Raw genomic sequence first — 19,306 nt, forward strand, 5'->3', positions numbered from 1 at the left:
TACGATCCTACTGACAGCTTCTACAGCTTCATTGCCCGTTCCATAACCGCCATGCGGATCGGAACCCCGTTTGCCATTTGAGGAAAAATTCGCGATTGTTCGCTTTCCACAACTGCACTATCAATTTCCACATTCCGATTCACTGGAGCTGGATGCATGATAATCGTTCCGGGCTTCAGGTTCGCTGCTCTTTTCTCTGTCAAACCGTACTGCTCTCGGTATTCATCCGCTGAGCGCAACATCCCTTCGGCATGCCGTTCCAGCTGTACCCGAAGCATCATGACCACGTCCGCTTGTAGTGCCTCTTGCATCGGAACATAAGGCGCGTAGGCCGCAAGATCAGGTGCTTGCATATTATCAGGAGCGCAGAAGCTTACCTTGGCTCCGAATTTTTGCAAGGCCCACAGATTCGAGCGAGCGACACGGCTGTGCAGAATATCTCCTATGATGGACACTCTCAAGCCTTTAAGCTCACCGAAAGTTTTGCGCATGGTGTACAGGTCCAGCAGAGCCTGCGTTGGATGCTCATTGTTGCCGTCCCCCGCATTAACCAGTGGGACACTGACCTTCTCAGCGAGCTCTTGCAGCACTCCGGCTGGCTTTAACCGGATGACTCCTGCATCAATGCCCATGGATTCGAGCGTACGTACTGTATCGTAAATGGACTCCCCTTTTTCCACACTGGAAGCCGCAGCGGAAAAGTTCAAAACCTGAGCGCCCAGCCGCTTCTCTGCCATTTCAAAAGAAAAGCGGGTACGAGTGCTGTTTTCAAAAAACATGTTGGCCGCAAAGCGTGATTGCAGTACTGGAACCAGTTTTTCTGGTTGAGATTCCCAATAATGAGCGCGATCCAGAATGGACTCGATTTCATTTCGGCTGAGTTCCTTTAACCCGAGTAGGCTACGTTCTTTAAGTTGACTGGCTGTGGTGATCATAGCTGTTCCCCCCGGTTCTGAATGATTGTCACTTCGTCCTTACCGTCCGTCTCTTGAAGGGCTACTACGATTTCCTCAGATTTGGAGGTCGGGATGTTCTTGCCGATGTAATCCGGACGAATCGGAAGCTCACGGTGTCCGCGATCCGCTAGTACTGCCAGCTGAATCATTTGCGGTCGTCCGCAGTGCATCAATGCATCCATCGCCGCGCGGATGGTGCGGCCTGTGTACAGCACATCGTCAAAGAGAATGACTTTCTTATCATGAACCGATACGTCAGCAGGATTCATCAAAAGCTCTTTTCCATTTCCTTTAGCTTCGGCTACGCTGTTCCGGTCATCCCGGTAGGCTGTGACGTCCAGCTCTCCCCATGGAATTGGTGCGCCTTCAATCTCAGCAATTTTTTCAGCCAGGCGTTGCGCCAGATGAACTCCGCGTGTTCGAATACCTACTAGCACACAATCGTCAATACCTTTGTTTTTCTCCAAAATTTCATGTGCAATCCGTGTCAATGCCCGACGAATCGCAATTTCATCCATCAGTACATGTGTTTCATTACTCATGCTTCCAGCCTCCTCAGGTGATGTTCCCTTCAGACCTGGTCCCGTGTTCGGATACAAAAAAGACTCCTTGCCCAAGTTTGGCAAGGAGTCTCGTGTGAACAGTCTTCTACTGTTCTCCGATCTCTCGGACACACTGAAGACATACCGCCGCAGCGGATGCACTGATCAGTGATCCATTCACGTTACCTTGCCAGCCTCACGGGACTGATTTAAAGGTGCTATTCAGGATTTCCTTTGTCCTGCTTCTCATAGTGTGAGATGGTTAGCCATCTCTTGGACAAAGTTCATCGCAACTACAAGAAGTATGACAGATTGAAAATCGTGTGTCAACACCCGTTCAACCGGAACCACCGGAAGCACTTTAATAATTATACAATGTCATTGTATAATTATCCATAGTTGTTTTTACCCATACCTTGTCTCACAATAAAAAAACCGCCATTTAGGCGGTTTAACTTAATAATTTATTCAGGTTTGTGAATAGGAATGCAAATCACCATTGTTTTAACGACTACGCAAGGATGCTAACACATCCTCCATATCAGGAGGAATCGGTCTGCTGAATTCCATGTATTCTCCAGTGGATGGGTGCTTAAAGCCCAGTACCGCCGCATGCAGCGCCTGACCATCCATACGAACCCCTTTGCTGCGCCCATACATAGGGTCACCAACCAATGGGTGTCCAATAAATTTCATGTGAACACGAATTTGATGTGTTCGTCCTGTTTCCAATTGAAGTTCAAGGAGGGTATAATCCCCCAATCGTTCAATGACGAGAAAATGGGTGACGGCATGCTTGCTGTTACGTTCCGTCACTGTAAACAATTTGCGATCACCCGAATCACGGCCAATCGGAGCATCTACCGTTCCCTGATCGTGGCTCAAATGACCGTGAACTAAGGCTATATATTTCCGAGTTACACTATGATCCTTAAGCTGTGCTGCAAGTGATGCGTGAGCCTGATCATTTTTAGCCGCCATCAGCAGTCCTGATGTATCCTTATCAATACGGTGAACAATACCAGGACGTAATTCCCCGTTAATGCCCGAAAGATCGTGACAGTGGTACATCAGTGCGTTAACTAATGTTCCTGCAGAGTGTCCCGGTGCAGGATGCACGACCAGACCACGTTGCTTGTTAATAACAATAACGTCCGAGTCCTCGTAAACGACATCCAACGGAATATTCTCTGGAACAATATCTACACTTTCTGCTTCCGGTACTGATAATACAATCCGGTCTCCTTCAGCCAGCTTGTAGTTCGCCTTAATCGTCGTACCGTTCACCAGCACGCGACCATTTCCGATCCACATCTGTATCTGAGAACGAGACACTTCCTTCATTTCTTCGGCGATATATTTGTCTATACGCGTTTTGGCATCGCTGGAATCGGCCGTCCATTCCAGAGATTCACCCTCCAGTTCGTCCTCATAAGACAGACCTGCGGCTTCGCCGTTTTCATTCACTTCGCTCATGCTATGACTTCCCTTCAATGCTATCATTGCCATTTCCCTTTTCCCGACGCGATTCCAGCAATGTATCCAAAATAATCAGTGCTACACCGATGACAATTGCCGAATCTGCCACATTAAAAATGGGGAACGTATAGCTTCCAAAATTAAATTGCGCAAAATCAACCACTTCCCCTGAAATAGCTCGATCCAGAAAGTTACCGACTGCTCCCCCCAGCACTAAACTTAGCGCAACAGGAAGTAGCTTTTGTCCAGCCTTAACTGTTTTTCGCAGATACCAGACGATACCAATCACCACTACAATTGTAATCACGATAAAAAGCCAACGTTGACCTTCCAAAATCCCAAAAGCGGCTCCACGATTACGATGGGAGGTGATTAAAAAGAAATTGCCGATGACTGGTATTTGTTCGTACAATTCCATTCGTGTAGCCACCAAATATTTGACTCCCTGATCAATCAAAAAAATTATTAGCGCAATACCAAAATAAATCACAGTCCTTCGTCACTCCGATCCGCTTATATCCGTTGTTGAACCCATTTATTGTAGCATAAGCGTTCTCAGATCGTCCACGAAACCCGCAAGCTATCAAGCACAGACCATCCATAAAATAAACTCCTTCGCATTTGATTAGAATTTCCTATGTAAAAGAGGTCTTCCCGGTGCAAACTACAAGGAGCATACTCGACACAACGCATGCGCATGAAACCTAGAACAAGGAGATGATTCCATGTCCCCATTGACGGAGCAACAATTGCAGGGTCTGCGTAACGAACTGCTGGAACGCAAAAAGGAAATTGAGCATCGCTTGCAAAACAACGACCATTACGGACTCGGTGATTCACAGCGCGATCAAACCGGTGAGCTTTCTCCCATTGATAACCATCCAGGCGATCTGGCTACCGAAACCTACGAGCGAGCCAAAGATATTTCCTTATTGGAGCATGATGAGTTTCAATTGGAACGTATCAAATCAGCCTTGATGGCAATGGACAAGGGGACCTATGGCATTTGCGCCGCCAGCGGTAAACCTATTCCCTATGAACGGCTACTGGCTGTTCCCTATACCATTTACTGCAAAGAGTACAGTCCCGAAACAGAAGTGTCTAACCGCCGCCCAGTGGAGGAAGAATTTCTCGCTCCCTCGTTCGGCAGAACGAGTCTGGATGAGCGTGATGATCAAAATGGCTTCGACGGTGAAGATGCCTGGCAGATCGTCGAAAATTGGGGTACATCTAACACCCCAGCCATGGCCGAATGCGGAGAAATCCACAGTTATGATGATATGGAAATTGAAGCAGGCGACGATAATATGGGCTTCGTAGAACCATACGAAAGCTTTGTTGCTACTGACATTTATGGACAAAATGTATCTGTTATTCGCAGCTCCATTTATCAGCGTTATATCGAAGATGGCGAGGGCGAAGGTCTACTGGAGCCGGATACGCACGAAGACGAATCGTGAACTTCAAGGTGGAAATCGCTTCCTAATAGGTAGTAAGCTCCAATTGTCGTTGTACGATCCGTACAATATCAGCGATATAATCACCGATAATCGGCAAATTCAACGCTCCGAGCACTTGCAGCACATAAATAATGGTAGCGGCAAAAAAAGTAAAACCTAGCGCAATGCCGATTCCCCGGGAAACGCCTGATATTAGATTTAGCCAGAGCAATCGCCAAGGCTTATTCAACAGCAAAGCGTAATCTGCAATACGTGTCCGTTCCATCTGCTCTGAGACAGCACGTATCAGCTTTTCAACACGACTTAATCGCTCTGTCTGATTACCTATTTTGCTTTTATCTGTGGCTATGGCAGCTCCTTCTCCGTTCATCCCTCGGAGACTCCTCTTCTGTCTACGCCTTGATCGTGCCGTCATGTGCACAATCCCCCTTTTCCCATGGCTGCCCTGAACGCAGCAAACGAGCCGAAGCACGTAACGGAGAAAACCCGTTTCCGATGCTTAGGCTCGTTTTTATATGCTGCCTGTTATTGTATTATGGGACAGGGGGCTTGTAATTATTCCCCAATATGAACGCCGATGGTTTTACCGTTCACTTCCACATGTTCTGCCGGTTCGGCTTGACCAAATGTCACAGTCGTAACCAATACGTTCTCACGCAACACAGTGTCGAAGCTTGCGATGGCCTGGCGCAGCTCGTTATCTACATCCAACGTCAATGCCACATACTTTTCAATCGGCAGATCCAGTTTTTTACGGTAATCCTGTACCGCACGAACCACTTCACGTACCCAGCCCTCTTGCTCCAGCTCCGGTGTAATGTCCGTGTTCAACGCTACCGTTAAGCCATAACCGGAAGCAGAAGCGAAGCCTTCTTTCGCTTTTTTCTCTACCAGCAATTCTTCAGCTGTAACTTGTAGCTCTTCACCTTCTGGAGAAGCGACATTTAACATTCCCTGTTCTACAACAGTACGGGTATCCTCAGCAGACATTCCTTTGAAAAAGTTTTGTAGGAAACCGACATTTTTGCCGTATTTCTTGCCTGCTACTTTCAAATTCAGTTTCAGTGTAAAATCTACAAAGCCGCTATCGTCCGTCTCAACATGAATATGCTTCACGTTAATCTCATCTTTGATGATATCCTCATAGCCACTCAGTTCAAAATCTTGATCCATGGATAGAATCAACTCGGACAACGGTTGACGCGTTTTCAAACCCGTTTCGTTGCGGACGTTACGCGCCAATTCGACAACACGACGTGCCGTTTCCATATCTCGTTCCAATTCCAGATCGATCAAGGATTCATTGGCAGTCGGATAATCATCCAGATGAACACTTTCCCCGTTACTCAGGTTGAGGTAAATATCCTCTGCAAGCAGTGGTGTAAACGGCGCAAGCAGTTTGGCAGTCGTTAACAGCACTTCAGTCAGTGTACGGTATGCATCCAGCTTATCTTCTGTAAGACCATTGCCCCAGAATCGGTCGCGTGAACGACGGATATACCAGTTGCTCAGCTCATCCACAAACGACTCAATTGCTTTGGATGAGTTCAGGAAGTCATTTACAGCCAGCGCTTTGTCCACTACCAAAATCAGGCTGTTCAGACGGGACAAAATCCAGCGATCCAACTTATGAGCCGATGGTTTGAACGGGTGCTGTGCCGGATCAAATCCGTCGATATCCGCATATAAGGTCAGAAAAGCATGTGTATTCACAAGCGTATCTACCAGCTTCGATTTAGCCTCACCTACGATTCCTTTGGAAAAACGTTTGCTATTCCATGGTGCACTATCGGACAACAATGCCCAGCGGAAAGCATCTGTACCATACTCGTCAATCACTTCCCACGGATCAATAACATTACCCTTTGATTTGGACATTTTCTGCCCTTGCTCATCCAGTACATGGCCTGTCGCCATGACAGCTTTATAAGGAGCTTTGCCAGTCAGCATAGTCGAAACCGCAAGCAAGCTATAGAACCAGCCACGAGTCTGGTCAATTCCTTCACAGATCATATCTGCCGGAAATTGCTGCTCAAACGTTTCATTATTTTCAAAAGGATAATGATGCTGTGCAAACGGCATGGAGCCGCTATCAAACCATACGTCGATCACTTCCGGTGTACGAGTCATTTCGTATTTACCGCATTGGCTACGAACCTTAATATCATCTACATATGGTTTGTGCAGCTCGATGTCCGCTGGTACGTCGCCAATCGCACGTTCCCTCAATTCAGCAATACTATGCGGAGCAAACTGTTCTCCAGTTTCCTCACAAACCCAGATGTTTAGCGGTGTACCCCAATAGCGATCACGACTGATGTTCCAATCCACCAGTTCCTCCAAAAACTTGCCAAAACGTCCTTCACGTACATGACCCGGATACCATTCGACTTCGCTGTTGTTGGCAATCAGTTGATCCTTGATCGCAGTTGTTTTGATAAACCAGCTGTCCATAGCATAGTACAATAATGGAGTATCGCAACGCCAGCAGAACGGATAGCTATGCTCGTATTTTTCCTTGCTGTACAGCAGGCCTTTTTCGGACAGCATTTTAACAATATCTATATCACAGTCTTTCACAAAACGGCCTGCAAAATCAGTGATTTCCTCTACATAGTTACCTTGAAGATCCACCACGTTGATAAACTCAACACCATTTTCACGACATACCCGGTAATCATCCTCACCATGCGCTGGAGCCATATGAACAATACCTGTACCGCTGGAATCTGTTACGAACTTCGCACCCAGAATCTGATTACCCTTCTCAACCTGAAAATACGTAAATGGCGGGGTATAGGTTTGGCCAACCAGTTCTGAACCAGATAGCGTGCCAATCACTTCATGCTCGCCTTTAATGACGTCTTCAACCAGATTTTTAGCAACGATGTATACACCGTCTTCCTGCTTCACACGTGCATATTCCAGTTCAGGGTTGACGGCAAGCGCCACGTGACTCGGCAAGGTCCAGGGTGTTGTCGTCCAAGCCAGTACATATTCACCACTGCTATGCAGCTTGAATTTGGCCGTGGCACTCAGATCCTTTACATCTTTGTAGCCCTGCGCTACTTCATGAGAACTAAGCGTTGTCTGACAATCCGGACAATACGGACTCACACGATGACCACGATACAGCAGATCTTTTTCATGAATGGTCGCCAAAATGTTCCATACGCTCTCGATATAGTTATTATCCAATGTAATGTACGGGTTATCGAGGTCTGTCCAGTATCCGATCGCTTCGGTTAGATCACGCCATTGTTGCTCGTATTCAAACACGCTCGCCTTACATTTTTTTATAAACTTTTCAACGCCGTATTCTTCAATTTCAGGTTTATGGGAGATCCCCAGTTGCTTCTGTACACCTAATTCTACCGGCAAGCCATGCGTGTCCCAGCCTGCCTTACGTACGACGCGGTATCCCTTCATTGTCTGATAGCGGCCCACAAAATCCTTAATTACACGGCCCAGCACGTGACCGATATGCGGTTTACCGTTAGCTGTTGGTGGGCCCTCATAGAACACAAAATTTGGCTTTCCTTCACGATTTGTAATGGATTTACGGAATGTGTCCTCCTGCTTCCATTTGCTCAGGATGCGCAGGTCACGGGACCGTGCTTTTTCTTTAACATCCACTCTGTTCATACTGTCATACTCCCTCTCTGCTCATCATTGATTTCCCTAGCATTTCCTAAAAAAAGCAACAAAAAAAGCCCCATCCCTGTAAAGGGACGAGACTGTGCTCGCGTTACCACCCTGATTCCGTAAAAATAGACCATTCTAAAAATACAGTCTCATCACGGCTCTCTGAGCCCCACTCAACTACAGCAGGGCGCCATTATAACGCATGGCAAACGGTGATTGCTTACACACGCCATACATCTTAAGCGCTTCAGCTCACTTCTCCGGGAGGATCTTCGGTCATGTTCTGAACGTTGGCTTGCACCGGAAGGCCAACTCTCTGAGGGACAAATCATGACGTACTAGTTCCCATCAACGAATTAAACATGTTAAATTCATCGAATATTAAACAGCAACATCGTTGCCTTGAATAACAACCATCAGCCGACGGACGGACAATCGTTGAATTCAGTATAGTATTTACAGTTATAGCCTGTTTAAAGTGAAAAGTCAACCCTAACAACGTCTAATAAAAGCTTGTCAGAAATGAAATTAGTAAATTTCTTTCATCTCACGCTCGCGCTCCAGTACTTCGCGTTCCCGGTTTTCAAGAGCTTCCCAGCCGTCTTGGCTTAACAAGTCAAGCTGTGCTTCCACCAGTGTACGAAACCGTGCTCGGTAAATCGATGCCTGCTTCTTCAGCTCTTCAACCTCCAACGCGATCTTGCGGGATTTGGACAATGCTTCGTTCACAATACGGTCCGCATTTTTTTCCGCTTCCTTCACGATCAGTTGGGATTCTTTCTTGGCGTTGTTACGAACTTCATCTGCGGCTTCCTGCGCTACGATAATCGTCTTACTCAGCGTATCCTCAATAGTCGCGAAATGATCGAGCTTCTCCTGTACGTTCAACAACTCGGTGCTCAGTTCTTTATTTTCACGAATAACGCCCTCGTAATCTTTGATCACCTGATCCAAAAATTCATTAACCTGATCCTCATCATAACCGCGAAGCCGGCGGGCAAATTCCTTGTTATGTATATCCAATGGCGTTAATGGCATGCCGTCCACCTCCTATAAGATTGACAAAAAATACATTTTCCGCGTCACGACGCTCACTATCATCTATCGGTCATCATACCCCGTTTTGTGAATACTGTACAGAGCAAAATCGTTCCAGTTCTTCGCTATAGCTTAATTCTTTCGACAGAAAGCTCGTGATTCCTGCCTACAGCTATACAAACTTACCAATTTTGACACGGAATCTTCCCTTTTTTGTCATCCCGTCTGTTTCAAGCACTTTGAAACGCCCAAAACCCTGCATGGAAATAACGTCTCCAGCTTTAAGTGGAGTGGATGGATTCTCCTCCACCTTCCAATTTACCCTGCACCGTCCCGCCCGAATCGGTGTTAATATTTTACTGCGGCTTAGCTTGTACACATCGCTAGCAATACCGTCCAGACGCAAAGAAGCGACCGTCAGGTCTAGCGTCTCTAATGCAACTTCCTTCGTTCGCAGACTCGCTACAGGCAATAGTTCTGTCCATACATGAACACGGTGTACCTGCTGCAAATGCATCGTCATAAAATTACCGATCTCTGAAGCTACCAATACATGACACCCATCATCCAGTACATGAATATCTCCAATTTTCCCACGTTTGATTCCAAGTCCCAGTAGGGCACCTAGATAATCACCGTGCTCAAGGGTACCTATTTTAAGATCGTCAGATGTGATGGAAAGGACCTGAATCCCCATCTCCTCACCGTCCAAATACGAATAATCGGGCGCAATCAGCGCCCGCTTTCGTTCCGAAGCCATGTATCCGCCATCTACCCTAATCGTGACCTTGTCTTCCTTCGAAGCAAGTGTCTCCAATATGTACTGTTGGCGCGGGTCCAAAAAATCAGTCAGCTTCTGCTCATGATAAGCCCCCGCATGACTGATCCATTCGGAAGCACGATCCACATAATCCCGTTCATCCGGGTGAAAATGCTCATAAATCTCAGTTCGCATAACTCCTCCTAGACGAGCTTACCAATTAAAGAAATCAAACCGTACGACGCAAAACGCAGAGCAATCAGCGCAACGATGGGAGAAATATCAATCATCCCGAAGATTGGCGGTATAAACCTGCGAAAAGGAGACAAATACGGCTCCACAAACTTGGCAAGTAAATCACCAATCACACTCTCTCTAGCATTAGGAAGCCATGACAGCAGAACATATGCAATGATCATGTACGAATAAATCTGAAATAGCCAGTAAATTACCTCGATCAAGAAAAGTTCACCTCATTCTGTTAAGTTCTTGTTCAGTGTCAGCCAGTATTTCCGTAATAGAGCCTTGAATCTCAACCGTATCTGGTGTACACAGAAAAATATTGTTCCCGACTTTGGAAATACCACCACCCAGTGCATACACAGTACCACTCAAAAAATCAATAATGCGTAGCGCCTGATCCTTGCGAATTCGTTGCAAATTGACTACGACGGTGCGATGGGAACGGATATGGTCGGCAATTTCCTGTGCTTCATCATAAGAACGCGGCTCATACAGGACAACTTTCACATTTTTCTGTGAATGGATGCTGACAACATTAGTGCCCTTCTGGTTCTTACGTTTATCAAAGCTTGGGGTTTCAATTTCTTGATCTTCCTGCGTATTCATAACCTCTCGCTCTATAACTTCCTCTTCTTCCTGAAGCCCCAGAAAGTTCATGAACTTATTCATTACGCCCAATGGAAATCCTCCTCTCGTCCGACCAGTACGGAACCAAGCCGCAGCCAGGTCGCTCCTTCTTCAACCGCCACTTCAAAATCATTGGACATCCCCATAGACAAGTGAACGATGGGTTCCCTGGTCAAGGCTTGTCCATTTAACCTATCCCGTAATTCACGCAATCCCCGAAACACAGGCCGAGTTTTTTCCGGGTCTTCCTCATGAGGAGCCATCGTCATCAAGCCAATCACGTCCACATGTTCCAGCTCGCGAATTTGTTCCAAAAAGGGGACAACCGCCTCAGAGGACAAGCCATATTTGGACATTTCCCCAGAAATATTGACTTGCACAAAAGCTTTAACTCGCAGTCCCAGAGCAGCTGCCTTCTTATCCAATTCCTGAGCGAGTGATAAGCGGTCAAGCGAATGTATAAATTTAAATTTTCCAATTACATCTTTAACCTTATTCGTTTGGAGATGACCAATAAAATGCCACGTTCCCCGGTCACCCAGCTTACTCCATTTATCCGCAGCATCCTGCCAGCGATTTTCGCCCACATGCTCTAAGTCGCTATCCAATACCGATGTCATTGTCGCCGCCGAAACATATTTCGTGACAGCGATCACATTTACTTCATCACGCGAACGTCCGCTTCGGGCACATGCCGCTTCTACACGGGCATTCACTTCTTTAATTCGTTCCTCCAAAGACACGGGAGGACTCACCTCTCTTCCAGACCAATCCAACTCGCCATTCTTCCTGTGACGCCGCCTTCTTTGCGATATGAAAAAAACAAATCGCTACGGCTACTCGTGCATAAGGTTGTACATTCGATATGGCTCGGCAATATTCCTGCTTTCATCATAATGTGTCGATTGCATTGTTTCAAGTCAAGTAGTGTTTTACCGTCGGCTAAGGGGAAGTAAACAGAACCTTCCCATTTATCATTACCCGGGCAATCATGCTCCAAAACCCGAATTTGGTTCATCACGTGCTCATCCACCTCATAGGATTCAGAACCAATGGAAGGACCAATAGCTGCTAGTATATCAGACGGCTGAGATCCATATTCGTTTTGCATGGTCTGTACCATTTTCAATGCGATTTCCGCAACGGTTCCCTTCCAGCCTGCATGCGCCAACCCAATCACACGGCGCACTGGATCACAAAAATATAAGGGTACACAGTCTGCATAAAAAGACGTCAGCAAAATGCCAGGTACATTCGTCAACAGTCCATCTGTGTCCTGAAAAGCGGATGCACGATCTATAAAGCCCCGCCCGCGGTCAGTAGCCTTGACCACAGCAACATGATGACCATGAACCTGCTCACCGCACGTCCATGCTTCAGCAGCAAAACCAAGTTGCTCTGCAATGAGCCGCCGGTTACGAATGACTTTCTCGGGGTCATCCCCTACATGAAACGCACAGTTCAGACTAGCGTAGGGAACCTCACTGACACCTCCATGACGACCTGTAAAACCCGCTGTTAATCCCTGAACCTGTCGTTCCCAGGATTGAATATATAACAACTCCGGTACGGGACGTCCGCCATCTTGCATTGGCATAGCCCCCGTAGCCTCGGTATTCATTACAAATGGTTCCATTCATTCTCACCTCTACTGCCCAGTGTACCAAAAAGCCGCCGCTGTGTCTTCACAACATACTAAATTACGTGTCCCTCTTGTTCAAAAGACCCGTCGGTCATTCCGCTCCTGACGTTCGATATACGGCTTTTCCTCCCTTTCATCCGGTGGATCATGCAATCCCTCCAATCGAACAAGCACAACATCCGAACCAATTTTCACAATGTTGCGCCACGGAATAACCAATTCGCTTCCCCCTCCAAACCAGCCCATGAATCGACTGCTGCCCGGAACCACAATAGCTTCAATTTTCCCTTGTCGTACGTCAATCTCCAGATCACTGATTTGTCCCAGACGTCGCCCATCTACAATGTTAATGACATCCTTGGTTTGAAACTCGGAAATTTTCATGGCTCTTACTGACGTTTCCGGTGCACTCACACGCATCACATCCTTTAATTCACTATATGAGCGAAAGAGCCCAAAAAATGTCCTGTAAACGCAAAAACGATCCGGATAGGATCGTTTTTATCGCTGAATCATTCAAGCATTCATTTCATTAGGACTTTACATGTTTTTGCATTTGCTGAATAGCCGACTTCTCTAATCTTGAAACCTGGGCTTGAGAGATACCGATTTCGTCGGCAACCTCCATTTGCGTCTTTCCTTCATAAAAACGCATAGACAATATCATCTTTTCACGCTGGCCCAGGCGATGCATCGCTTCCCGCAGAGCGATTTCCTCAATCCATGAGACGTCTTTATTTCTGTCATCACTGATCTGATCCATCACATAGATTGGGTCGCCCCCGTCGTGATATATCGGCTCGAACAGCGAAACCGGATCCTGAATTGCATCCAACGCGAACACAACATCTTCTTTAGGCACATTCAGTGCCTCTGAAATTTCAAAAATCGTTGGTTCCCGCGAGTTCAGATTCGTCAGACTGTCCCGCACTTGAAGCGCCTTATATGCAATATCCCGTAACGAACGGGATACACGGATCGGATTGTTATCCCGCAAATAACGGCGGATCTCTCCGATAATCATCGGCACCGCGTAAGTGGAGAACTTTACGTTTTGCGAAAGGTCAAAATTATCAATCGCCTTCATTAGGCCGATACATCCTACCTGAAACAAATCGTCCACAAACTCTCCCCGATTGTTAAATCGTTGAATCACACTCAGGACGAGTCGGAGATTGCCGTTGACCAATTTTTCTCTGGCTGATCGTTCATTATTTTGCTGAAGTGATGTGAACAACTCGCGCATTTCTGCATTGGTTAATACCGGCAGTTTGGCGGTATCCACACCGCAAATTTCCACTTTGTTTCGGGTCATCGTGTCTTACCTCCCAAGGAGCAACATTAATGTACATTATCTCCTGAGGGCATTTTTTTATTCGCCGTTTCCATCGCTTCCGGATATACCCATGCATTATACCATTTTGTTAAATTCTTTTCGTAAGCGCTTTATAATTCGCTTTTCCAGACGCGAAATATACGATTGCGAGATACCCAACAGGTCAGCAACATCCTTCTGTGTCTTCTCCTCTCCGTCTTGTAAGCCGAAGCGCAGCTCCATAATCAAACGCTCTCGATCCGTCAATTTATCCAGTGCCTTATGCAATAATTTACGGTCCACCTGCTCCTCAATATTACGGTAAATGGTATCATTTTCCGTTCCCATCACATCAGAAAGCAACAACTCGTTACCATCCCAGTCAATATTGAGAGGCTCATCAAAAGAAACTTCCGTTCTCGTTTTACTATTGCGACGCAAATACATCAGAATCTCATTCTCAATGCATCGAGAGGCGTATGTGGCAAGTTTGATTTTCTTCTCTGGATCAAAAGTGTTAACCGCTTTGATTAGTCCAATAGCACCGATGGATACGAGATCCTCAATGTTGATGCCCGTATTCTCAAATTTGCGGGCAATATATACGACTAACCGCAAATTTCTTTCGATTAGCATCGACCGTACTGCCGCATCTCCAGAAGAAAGTTTTCCCAGCAAATATTCTTCTTCGTCTCTCGTCAGCGGTGGGGGGAGCGCCTCGCTGCCGCCAATATAATAAATTTCTTCACTTTTCAGCCCAAGTAAAAATAAAATACGATAATATTGCAGTTGCAACGCTAGCCTAATTTTCATCTTCAATTTCATCTGTTCTCGCATATCATTCTCCCCCTTTTGAAAATAGTGCAATTCCTGCTGTGCTCCGTGCATTTCACCATTGGATATTTCTTGTCGCCTTCAAACATCATTTTGTGTTTATGCTCCATCATCCTGATTCTGTAAAATGTTCACTCAAATGTGCATCTCGTTTCTGGTTGGTATCAGCACTGCCCCCTTCTTGTGCCGTCACATCCGGGTGGATGATGGCGCGATACTTCCCCTCTGCCGACAATGTTCCCCCGTCCAAGCCAATCAACACTCGATGATGTACAAAATGAACCCCATTCATCACCACCTCTACCCGGTCTGGTTTAAGGGCAAGCATAAAGGAATGACTGCGGTTAATTCCACGATAGGGGACGAGACGAACACGATCCTGCCAGCTAAACGATTCGTCTCCCAGTTCCATCACCAGTTGGTCAGCATTACCCTCAGAACATTTTTGGAGCCAGGAAGCGGGCAAATACGACTCCCACAATGCTGCCTCCATGACCATCACCGGGGTTCGGGTCAAAGGATCATGGAGCTGGTTACCTGTATCCAACAAGCCTGTACACTCAATATGATCCTGTCCAATCCACACCTGCACTTGTCCCAGAAACCCACTCATCCTTTCTGTGCGCTGCTTTGAGGACTGCACAATTCGAAAGAAAAGCATCACTCCGCCAAATGCGCATAAAATAAACCAGAATGCAATTTTCAGTTCAAAAGACATTCCTCCTGAAGCGGTGTACCAGATGCCATTAAACAGTTCCCCTGTATTTTGGAGAAAATAATGCATCCCCAAAATGCCACCTGCAGCTACAAAATTGATCATGTAAAAGGCACCCATTGTACGAAGATACTTTTGCATGCTGCCAAATCCAAAAGCCACCAGCAGCATTATGACCGATAATGCCAGTTTGATCAGGAACGTAAATAAAAAGGACAGTTCCGGCACAAACATCATGACCACGTACATTGCGCCGATTCCAGCTGAAGCCATCAACCTCCACCACACCGGACGGATTTTTCTCATCCAAGCGGTGACCATCAGCAGCACAGCATCAATGAACAAATTGGCCAAAAAAATCAAGTCGATATAAACAACCAAGGCTTCACCCGCCCAGCGTTTGCAGGATAGGCTTAAGTATAGTAGTCATGCTGTTCAAAGTCTGTCTAACGGTGGGGACGGTGACCGACTAATTTTGTCGGAAAGAGGAGAAGCACCTGAACTGCAGGATACGTAAAACAGAAAGAAGCCCGCATCTCCAGGGAGAATGCGGGCAGTCTGAATTGAAACTAGTTATCGTTATTATTATTGCGCGAACGGTTACGTAAAAATGTAGGAATGTCTAATTGATCACTGCTTTGAGTGTTACCAAATGGACGCAAGTTAGGAGAGCCTTTTTCCGCCGATTCAGAAGTAGCCGGGTTAGCTGCCGGTTTACGTCCCGGTGCTGGTTGACTTGGCTTGCCTTCAAAGCCAGTGGCAATGACGGTAACCTTGATCTCTTCTTTCAACTCTTCGTCAATGATAGCACCAAAAATCATATTTACTTCCGGATCGGAAGCCGATGTTACAATTTCAGCTGCCTCATTAACCTCATACAGAGACAGGTTGTTGCCGCCAGTGATGTTCATAATCACACCACGAGCACCTTCAATGGATGTCTCCAACAACGGGCTCATGATCGCCTTGCGTGCTGCTTCAGCCGCACGATTTTCACCAGTTGCTTCGCCAATCCCCATCAAAGCGGAGCCACGCTCCGTCATGATCGTCTTAACGTCAGCAAAGTCAAGGTTGATTAGACCCGGTACAGCGATCAAATCTGAAATACCTTGTACCGCCTGACGCAGAACATTGTCCGCTTCACGGAATGCTTCCAACATCGGGGTTTTCTTGTCCACAATTTCAAGCAAGCGGTCATTCGGGATTACAATCAAAGTGTCTACTTTTTCTTTTAATCCCTCAATACCAAGTTCAGCTTGATTGGAGCGCTTACGCCCTTCAAACGTGAACGGTCGGGTTACCACGCCTACAGTCAGCGCGCCGCATTCCTTGGCAATTTCAGCAATGACAGGAGCCGCTCCGGTTCCTGTACCGCCACCCATTCCCGCCGTTACGAATACCATATCCGCACCTTTGAGCGTATTCATAATGAGCTCACGCGACTCTTCAGCCGCTTTTTTACCCACATCCGGGTTAGCGCCGGCACCCAGACCGCGGGTCAGCTTATCGCCAATTTGAAGCTTATGCTCAGACTTCGCTAAATGAAGTGCCTGGGCATCTGTATTGACTGTAATGAACTCCACACCCTGAACACCATTTTCGATCATTCGGTTAACCGCATTGCTGCCGCCGCCTCCGACGCCGATCACTTTAATTTGAGCCAAGCTCTCCATTTCAAAATCAAATTCCAACATACTATTCCATCTCCCCCTCAATGTGCATGGATGGCCCGTCCATGATTGGCATAATTAGCAATGAACGTTATATAAATTCACTGAACATATTTTTTAAGCGTTCAATCAACCCCTGCTTTTGCTCGCCTTCCGCAACGGGACTACTGCTTTTGGTTCGGTTAGTCGGCTTCTTGGCACTTCCGCCACTGTTGCTAACGCTAGTCGATCTTCCGCGATAGTAACGAATAGCATTATGCAAGATTCCTACTCCGCTCGTGTAGCCCGGATCCCTTACACCGATAAAATCAGGTACGGCGATCCTTACGGAAGCAGCCAGTTCGCTTTGTGCCACCTGAAGTACACCAGGCATGGAGACGGTGCCTCCGGTAAGTATATAACCTCCCGGAAGCTCTGTGTAACCCAAGCGCTTAACTTCCGCCTGAATGAGTTGAAAAATTTCCTGCACTCTCGGCTCAATAATAGCAGCCAAATCCTGCTGGTTAAACTCCTTATCCACATTACTGCCGATACGTGTCACTTTAAAGACGACATCGACTGCCGCATCATCATACCATGCGCAGCCGTATTTAAGCTTTACTTTTTCGGCTTGATCGGTAAGGGTTCTCAGTCCGTAGGCAATATCATTGGTTACAAACTCTCCACCAATCGGAAGTGTTGATGTGGCAACAATCGTTCCTTCCTGGAAAATGGCAACATTCGTAGAACCTGCACCAATATCCACCAGAACTGAACCCATCACCTTTTCATCCTTCGAAAGAGACAATTGTCCGGCTCCAAGAGGCAGCAAGACCAGATCTTTAATCCTCAAGCCAGCTTTCTCAACGCAGCGCAACAGATTATGTATCGGGGTCTTGCCTCCAGTAACAATCGTAGCCTCTACTTCGAGACGAACTCCAATCATACCGCGAGGGTCCTGAATGCCTTCAAGGCCATCTACGACGTACTGCTTGGCTACCACGTCAATAATTTCTCTCTCCGGTGGTACGGCAATAACTTCAGCTGCCTTCAGTACACGCTCAATGTCCTCCTCACCGATTTCACGGTCCTCGTTGGACACAGCTACTACGCCATGACTATTTTGCAGGCCAATATGATTGCCTGAAATCCCCACATACACTTCTGTTATTTGAATACCAACCATGCGTTCTGCGTGATCCACGGCGTTACGGATTGATTGCACGGTTTGATCAATGTCTACAATTGCACCTTTGCGAATCCCTTCCGAGTCGGCAGATCCAACTCCAATAATATTAAAGGTTCCATTATTCATTTCCCCAATAATAGCCCGAACTTTGGATGTACCGATGTCCAAACTAACAATGATGTCATTGTTGCTCAAGTCTGTGGCACCTCCTGACTCCAAAATGAATTTCGTTCTTTAAACACACTCTGTACATATTCAACAAACTCCATGCTTTCCCTCTTTTTTCTACAAATTTTTTAGAAGCCAATTTATGGTTGCAGTCACATAAAAATTTGAAGAAAAAAGAAGGAGGCAAGTCTATTACCCATAAAATCAATTCTAGCATTTTTTCACATCACTGAGTAGTATCTTTTTCTTGGCTCTCTTCACTCGTATCTGGTTTGAACGGAACGTAGGAATCCGCCTCCAACATGGTGATCAAACCTGGATCTTCTGTTTCTAGCACCTGATTCAAATAGCTGATTTTAGAATTCAGTAGAGAAACGGTTGTTATAACCTCAAACTGGGAACGTGTGTACATTTTGATGCGGTCCGGAAAAGAAGGAATCGGCGCAGGAATGATTTCCGAAATATCGGCAGTCCATTCCCCCGGAATGCGTGATAAAGCATCACACAGCTTTGCTTTGTACGGATCATCAGATTTCCATTTGGTCAAAATAGGCTTCTCAACGGCTATTCCGCTACTCCCCACGCCCACGCTTGTCCCATTCGCTAGAATAGCACGAAGGCTCCCGTCACTCTGCAACTCGTAAGCGACCGTAGCAAACTCTTTAATGTGAATAGCAATAATACCCGGAAACTGCTTGTCCACTGTGACTTGCTGTATCGATTGAATTTCCCGCAACTTCTCAGAGATGTCAGATGAACTGACTCCGAAATACTGATCTCCAACAGCCAGACCGCTTCGGTTAAGAAGCTGGTCTCGGGTCGAAAATACATTACCATCAAAACGAATTTCAGAAACCCGACTCAACGAAGAACGGAAAAAGAGAACAGCGAGCAATACGATAAACAACAAAATGAGAAGAATAGTAATCTTCCGGCTTGTTCTTTTTTTCGTTCTGTTCTTTCTAAGAACAGGTATTTGAGCATTTGGCATAGCTTCTCTCCACAAAAGCCTTTTGTCCCCCCGTTAATGGAGGGACATTACAG

At 46.4% G+C, this 19,306-nt stretch carries 20 protein-coding genes and 1 other annotated feature; of the genes, 1 reads left to right on the forward strand and 19 read right to left on the reverse strand.

Annotation, left to right across the window (positions count from 1 at the left end; translation table 11 throughout):
- Positions 1-20: 20 nt before the first annotated feature.
- The 4 genes from MHH57_RS16075 to lspA form a co-directional block, all read right to left on the reverse strand.
- Positions 21-935 carry an aspartate carbamoyltransferase catalytic subunit gene (locus MHH57_RS16075; protein WP_023989427.1) on the reverse strand — a complete coding sequence of 305 codons (915 nt, stop codon included), beginning with the start codon at positions 933-935 and terminating at the stop codon, positions 21-23.
- Positions 932-1,498, reverse strand: coding sequence for a bifunctional pyr operon transcriptional regulator/uracil phosphoribosyltransferase PyrR (pyrR, locus tag MHH57_RS16080; RefSeq protein WP_029517736.1), 567 nt, complete (start codon positions 1,496-1,498; stop codon positions 932-934). The genes MHH57_RS16075 and pyrR overlap by 4 nt, the downstream gene beginning before the upstream one ends.
- Before the next feature lie 504 nt (positions 1,499-2,002).
- Positions 2,003-2,974 carry an RluA family pseudouridine synthase gene (locus MHH57_RS16085; protein ID WP_342434298.1) on the reverse strand — a complete coding sequence of 324 codons (972 nt, stop codon included), beginning with the start codon at positions 2,972-2,974 and terminating at the stop codon, positions 2,003-2,005.
- Position 2,975: 1 nt separating this feature from the next.
- Entirely contained in the window at positions 2,976-3,467 is a 492-nt protein-coding gene (lspA, locus tag MHH57_RS16090) for a signal peptidase II (RefSeq protein ID WP_023989430.1), read from the reverse strand.
- A 235-nt stretch (positions 3,468-3,702) separates the two neighbouring features.
- Here lspA and MHH57_RS16095 point away from each other — a divergent pair, with 235 nt between their 5' ends.
- Positions 3,703-4,437 carry a TraR/DksA C4-type zinc finger protein gene (locus tag MHH57_RS16095; protein ID WP_342434299.1) on the forward strand — a complete coding sequence of 245 codons (735 nt, stop codon included), beginning with the start codon at positions 3,703-3,705 and terminating at the stop codon, positions 4,435-4,437.
- A gap of 22 nt (positions 4,438-4,459) precedes the next feature.
- On the opposite strand, the gene MHH57_RS16100 is transcribed toward MHH57_RS16095, so the two are convergent.
- The 15 genes from MHH57_RS16100 to MHH57_RS16170 all read right to left on the reverse strand — a co-directional run bounded on the left by MHH57_RS16100 (position 4,460) and on the right by MHH57_RS16170 (position 19,253).
- Positions 4,460-4,807, reverse strand: coding sequence for a DUF5665 domain-containing protein (locus tag MHH57_RS16100; protein WP_029517740.1), 348 nt, complete (start codon positions 4,805-4,807; stop codon positions 4,460-4,462).
- Positions 4,808-4,992: 185 nt separating this feature from the next.
- Positions 4,993-8,082, reverse strand: coding sequence for an isoleucine--tRNA ligase (gene ileS / locus MHH57_RS16105; protein WP_342434300.1), 3,090 nt, complete (start codon positions 8,080-8,082; stop codon positions 4,993-4,995).
- A gap of 79 nt (positions 8,083-8,161) precedes the next feature.
- Positions 8,162-8,443 (reverse strand) — a binding site (T-box leader).
- A gap of 167 nt (positions 8,444-8,610) precedes the next feature.
- On the reverse strand, positions 8,611-9,120 hold the full coding sequence (locus tag MHH57_RS16110) for a DivIVA domain-containing protein (protein ID WP_023989434.1): 510 nt from the start codon (positions 9,118-9,120) through the stop codon (positions 8,611-8,613).
- Between the two features lie 172 nt (positions 9,121-9,292).
- Positions 9,293-10,075, reverse strand: coding sequence for a YlmH/Sll1252 family protein (locus tag MHH57_RS16115; RefSeq protein WP_029517742.1), 783 nt, complete (start codon positions 10,073-10,075; stop codon positions 9,293-9,295).
- A gap of 8 nt (positions 10,076-10,083) precedes the next feature.
- Positions 10,084-10,341 carry a YggT family protein gene (locus MHH57_RS16120; protein WP_029517743.1) on the reverse strand — a complete coding sequence of 86 codons (258 nt, stop codon included), beginning with the start codon at positions 10,339-10,341 and terminating at the stop codon, positions 10,084-10,086.
- Between the two features lie 7 nt (positions 10,342-10,348).
- Positions 10,349-10,801 carry a cell division protein SepF gene (locus MHH57_RS16125; protein WP_069010286.1) on the reverse strand — a complete coding sequence of 151 codons (453 nt, stop codon included), beginning with the start codon at positions 10,799-10,801 and terminating at the stop codon, positions 10,349-10,351.
- Positions 10,792-11,493, reverse strand: a complete 702-nt coding sequence (locus MHH57_RS16130) for a YggS family pyridoxal phosphate-dependent enzyme (RefSeq protein WP_029517744.1) — start codon at positions 11,491-11,493, stop codon at positions 10,792-10,794. The genes MHH57_RS16125 and MHH57_RS16130 overlap by 10 nt, the downstream gene beginning before the upstream one ends.
- 8 nt (positions 11,494-11,501) lie before the next feature.
- Positions 11,502-12,386 carry a peptidoglycan editing factor PgeF gene (gene pgeF, locus MHH57_RS16135; protein ID WP_069010285.1) on the reverse strand — a complete coding sequence of 295 codons (885 nt, stop codon included), beginning with the start codon at positions 12,384-12,386 and terminating at the stop codon, positions 11,502-11,504.
- Between the two features lie 81 nt (positions 12,387-12,467).
- On the reverse strand, positions 12,468-12,812 hold the full coding sequence (locus tag MHH57_RS16140) for a YlmC/YmxH family sporulation protein (protein ID WP_176715675.1): 345 nt from the start codon (positions 12,810-12,812) through the stop codon (positions 12,468-12,470).
- 112 nt (positions 12,813-12,924) lie between these two features.
- Positions 12,925-13,707, reverse strand: a complete 783-nt coding sequence (gene sigG, locus MHH57_RS16145) for an RNA polymerase sporulation sigma factor SigG (RefSeq protein ID WP_007431182.1) — start codon at positions 13,705-13,707, stop codon at positions 12,925-12,927.
- A gap of 96 nt (positions 13,708-13,803) precedes the next feature.
- Positions 13,804-14,544 carry an RNA polymerase sporulation sigma factor SigE gene (gene sigE, locus MHH57_RS16150; RefSeq protein ID WP_176715674.1) on the reverse strand — a complete coding sequence of 247 codons (741 nt, stop codon included), beginning with the start codon at positions 14,542-14,544 and terminating at the stop codon, positions 13,804-13,806.
- Positions 14,545-14,650: 106 nt separating this feature from the next.
- Positions 14,651-15,637 carry a sigma-E processing peptidase SpoIIGA gene (gene spoIIGA, locus MHH57_RS16155; protein ID WP_029517748.1) on the reverse strand — a complete coding sequence of 329 codons (987 nt, stop codon included), beginning with the start codon at positions 15,635-15,637 and terminating at the stop codon, positions 14,651-14,653.
- A 188-nt stretch (positions 15,638-15,825) separates the two neighbouring features.
- Positions 15,826-16,950, reverse strand: coding sequence for a cell division protein FtsZ (gene ftsZ / locus MHH57_RS16160; RefSeq protein ID WP_013311084.1), 1,125 nt, complete (start codon positions 16,948-16,950; stop codon positions 15,826-15,828).
- 67 nt (positions 16,951-17,017) lie between these two features.
- Entirely contained in the window at positions 17,018-18,289 is a 1,272-nt protein-coding gene (gene ftsA / locus MHH57_RS16165; RefSeq protein ID WP_039272246.1) for a cell division protein FtsA, read from the reverse strand.
- 199 nt (positions 18,290-18,488) lie between these two features.
- Entirely contained in the window at positions 18,489-19,253 is a 765-nt protein-coding gene (locus tag MHH57_RS16170; RefSeq protein ID WP_029517750.1) for an FtsQ-type POTRA domain-containing protein, read from the reverse strand.
- Between the last annotated feature and the right edge of the window lie 53 nt (positions 19,254-19,306).

The sequence above is a fragment of the Paenibacillus sp. FSL H7-0442 genome, assembly GCF_038593105.1.
Taxonomy (GTDB): domain Bacteria; phylum Bacillota; class Bacilli; order Paenibacillales; family Paenibacillaceae; genus Paenibacillus; species Paenibacillus polymyxa_D.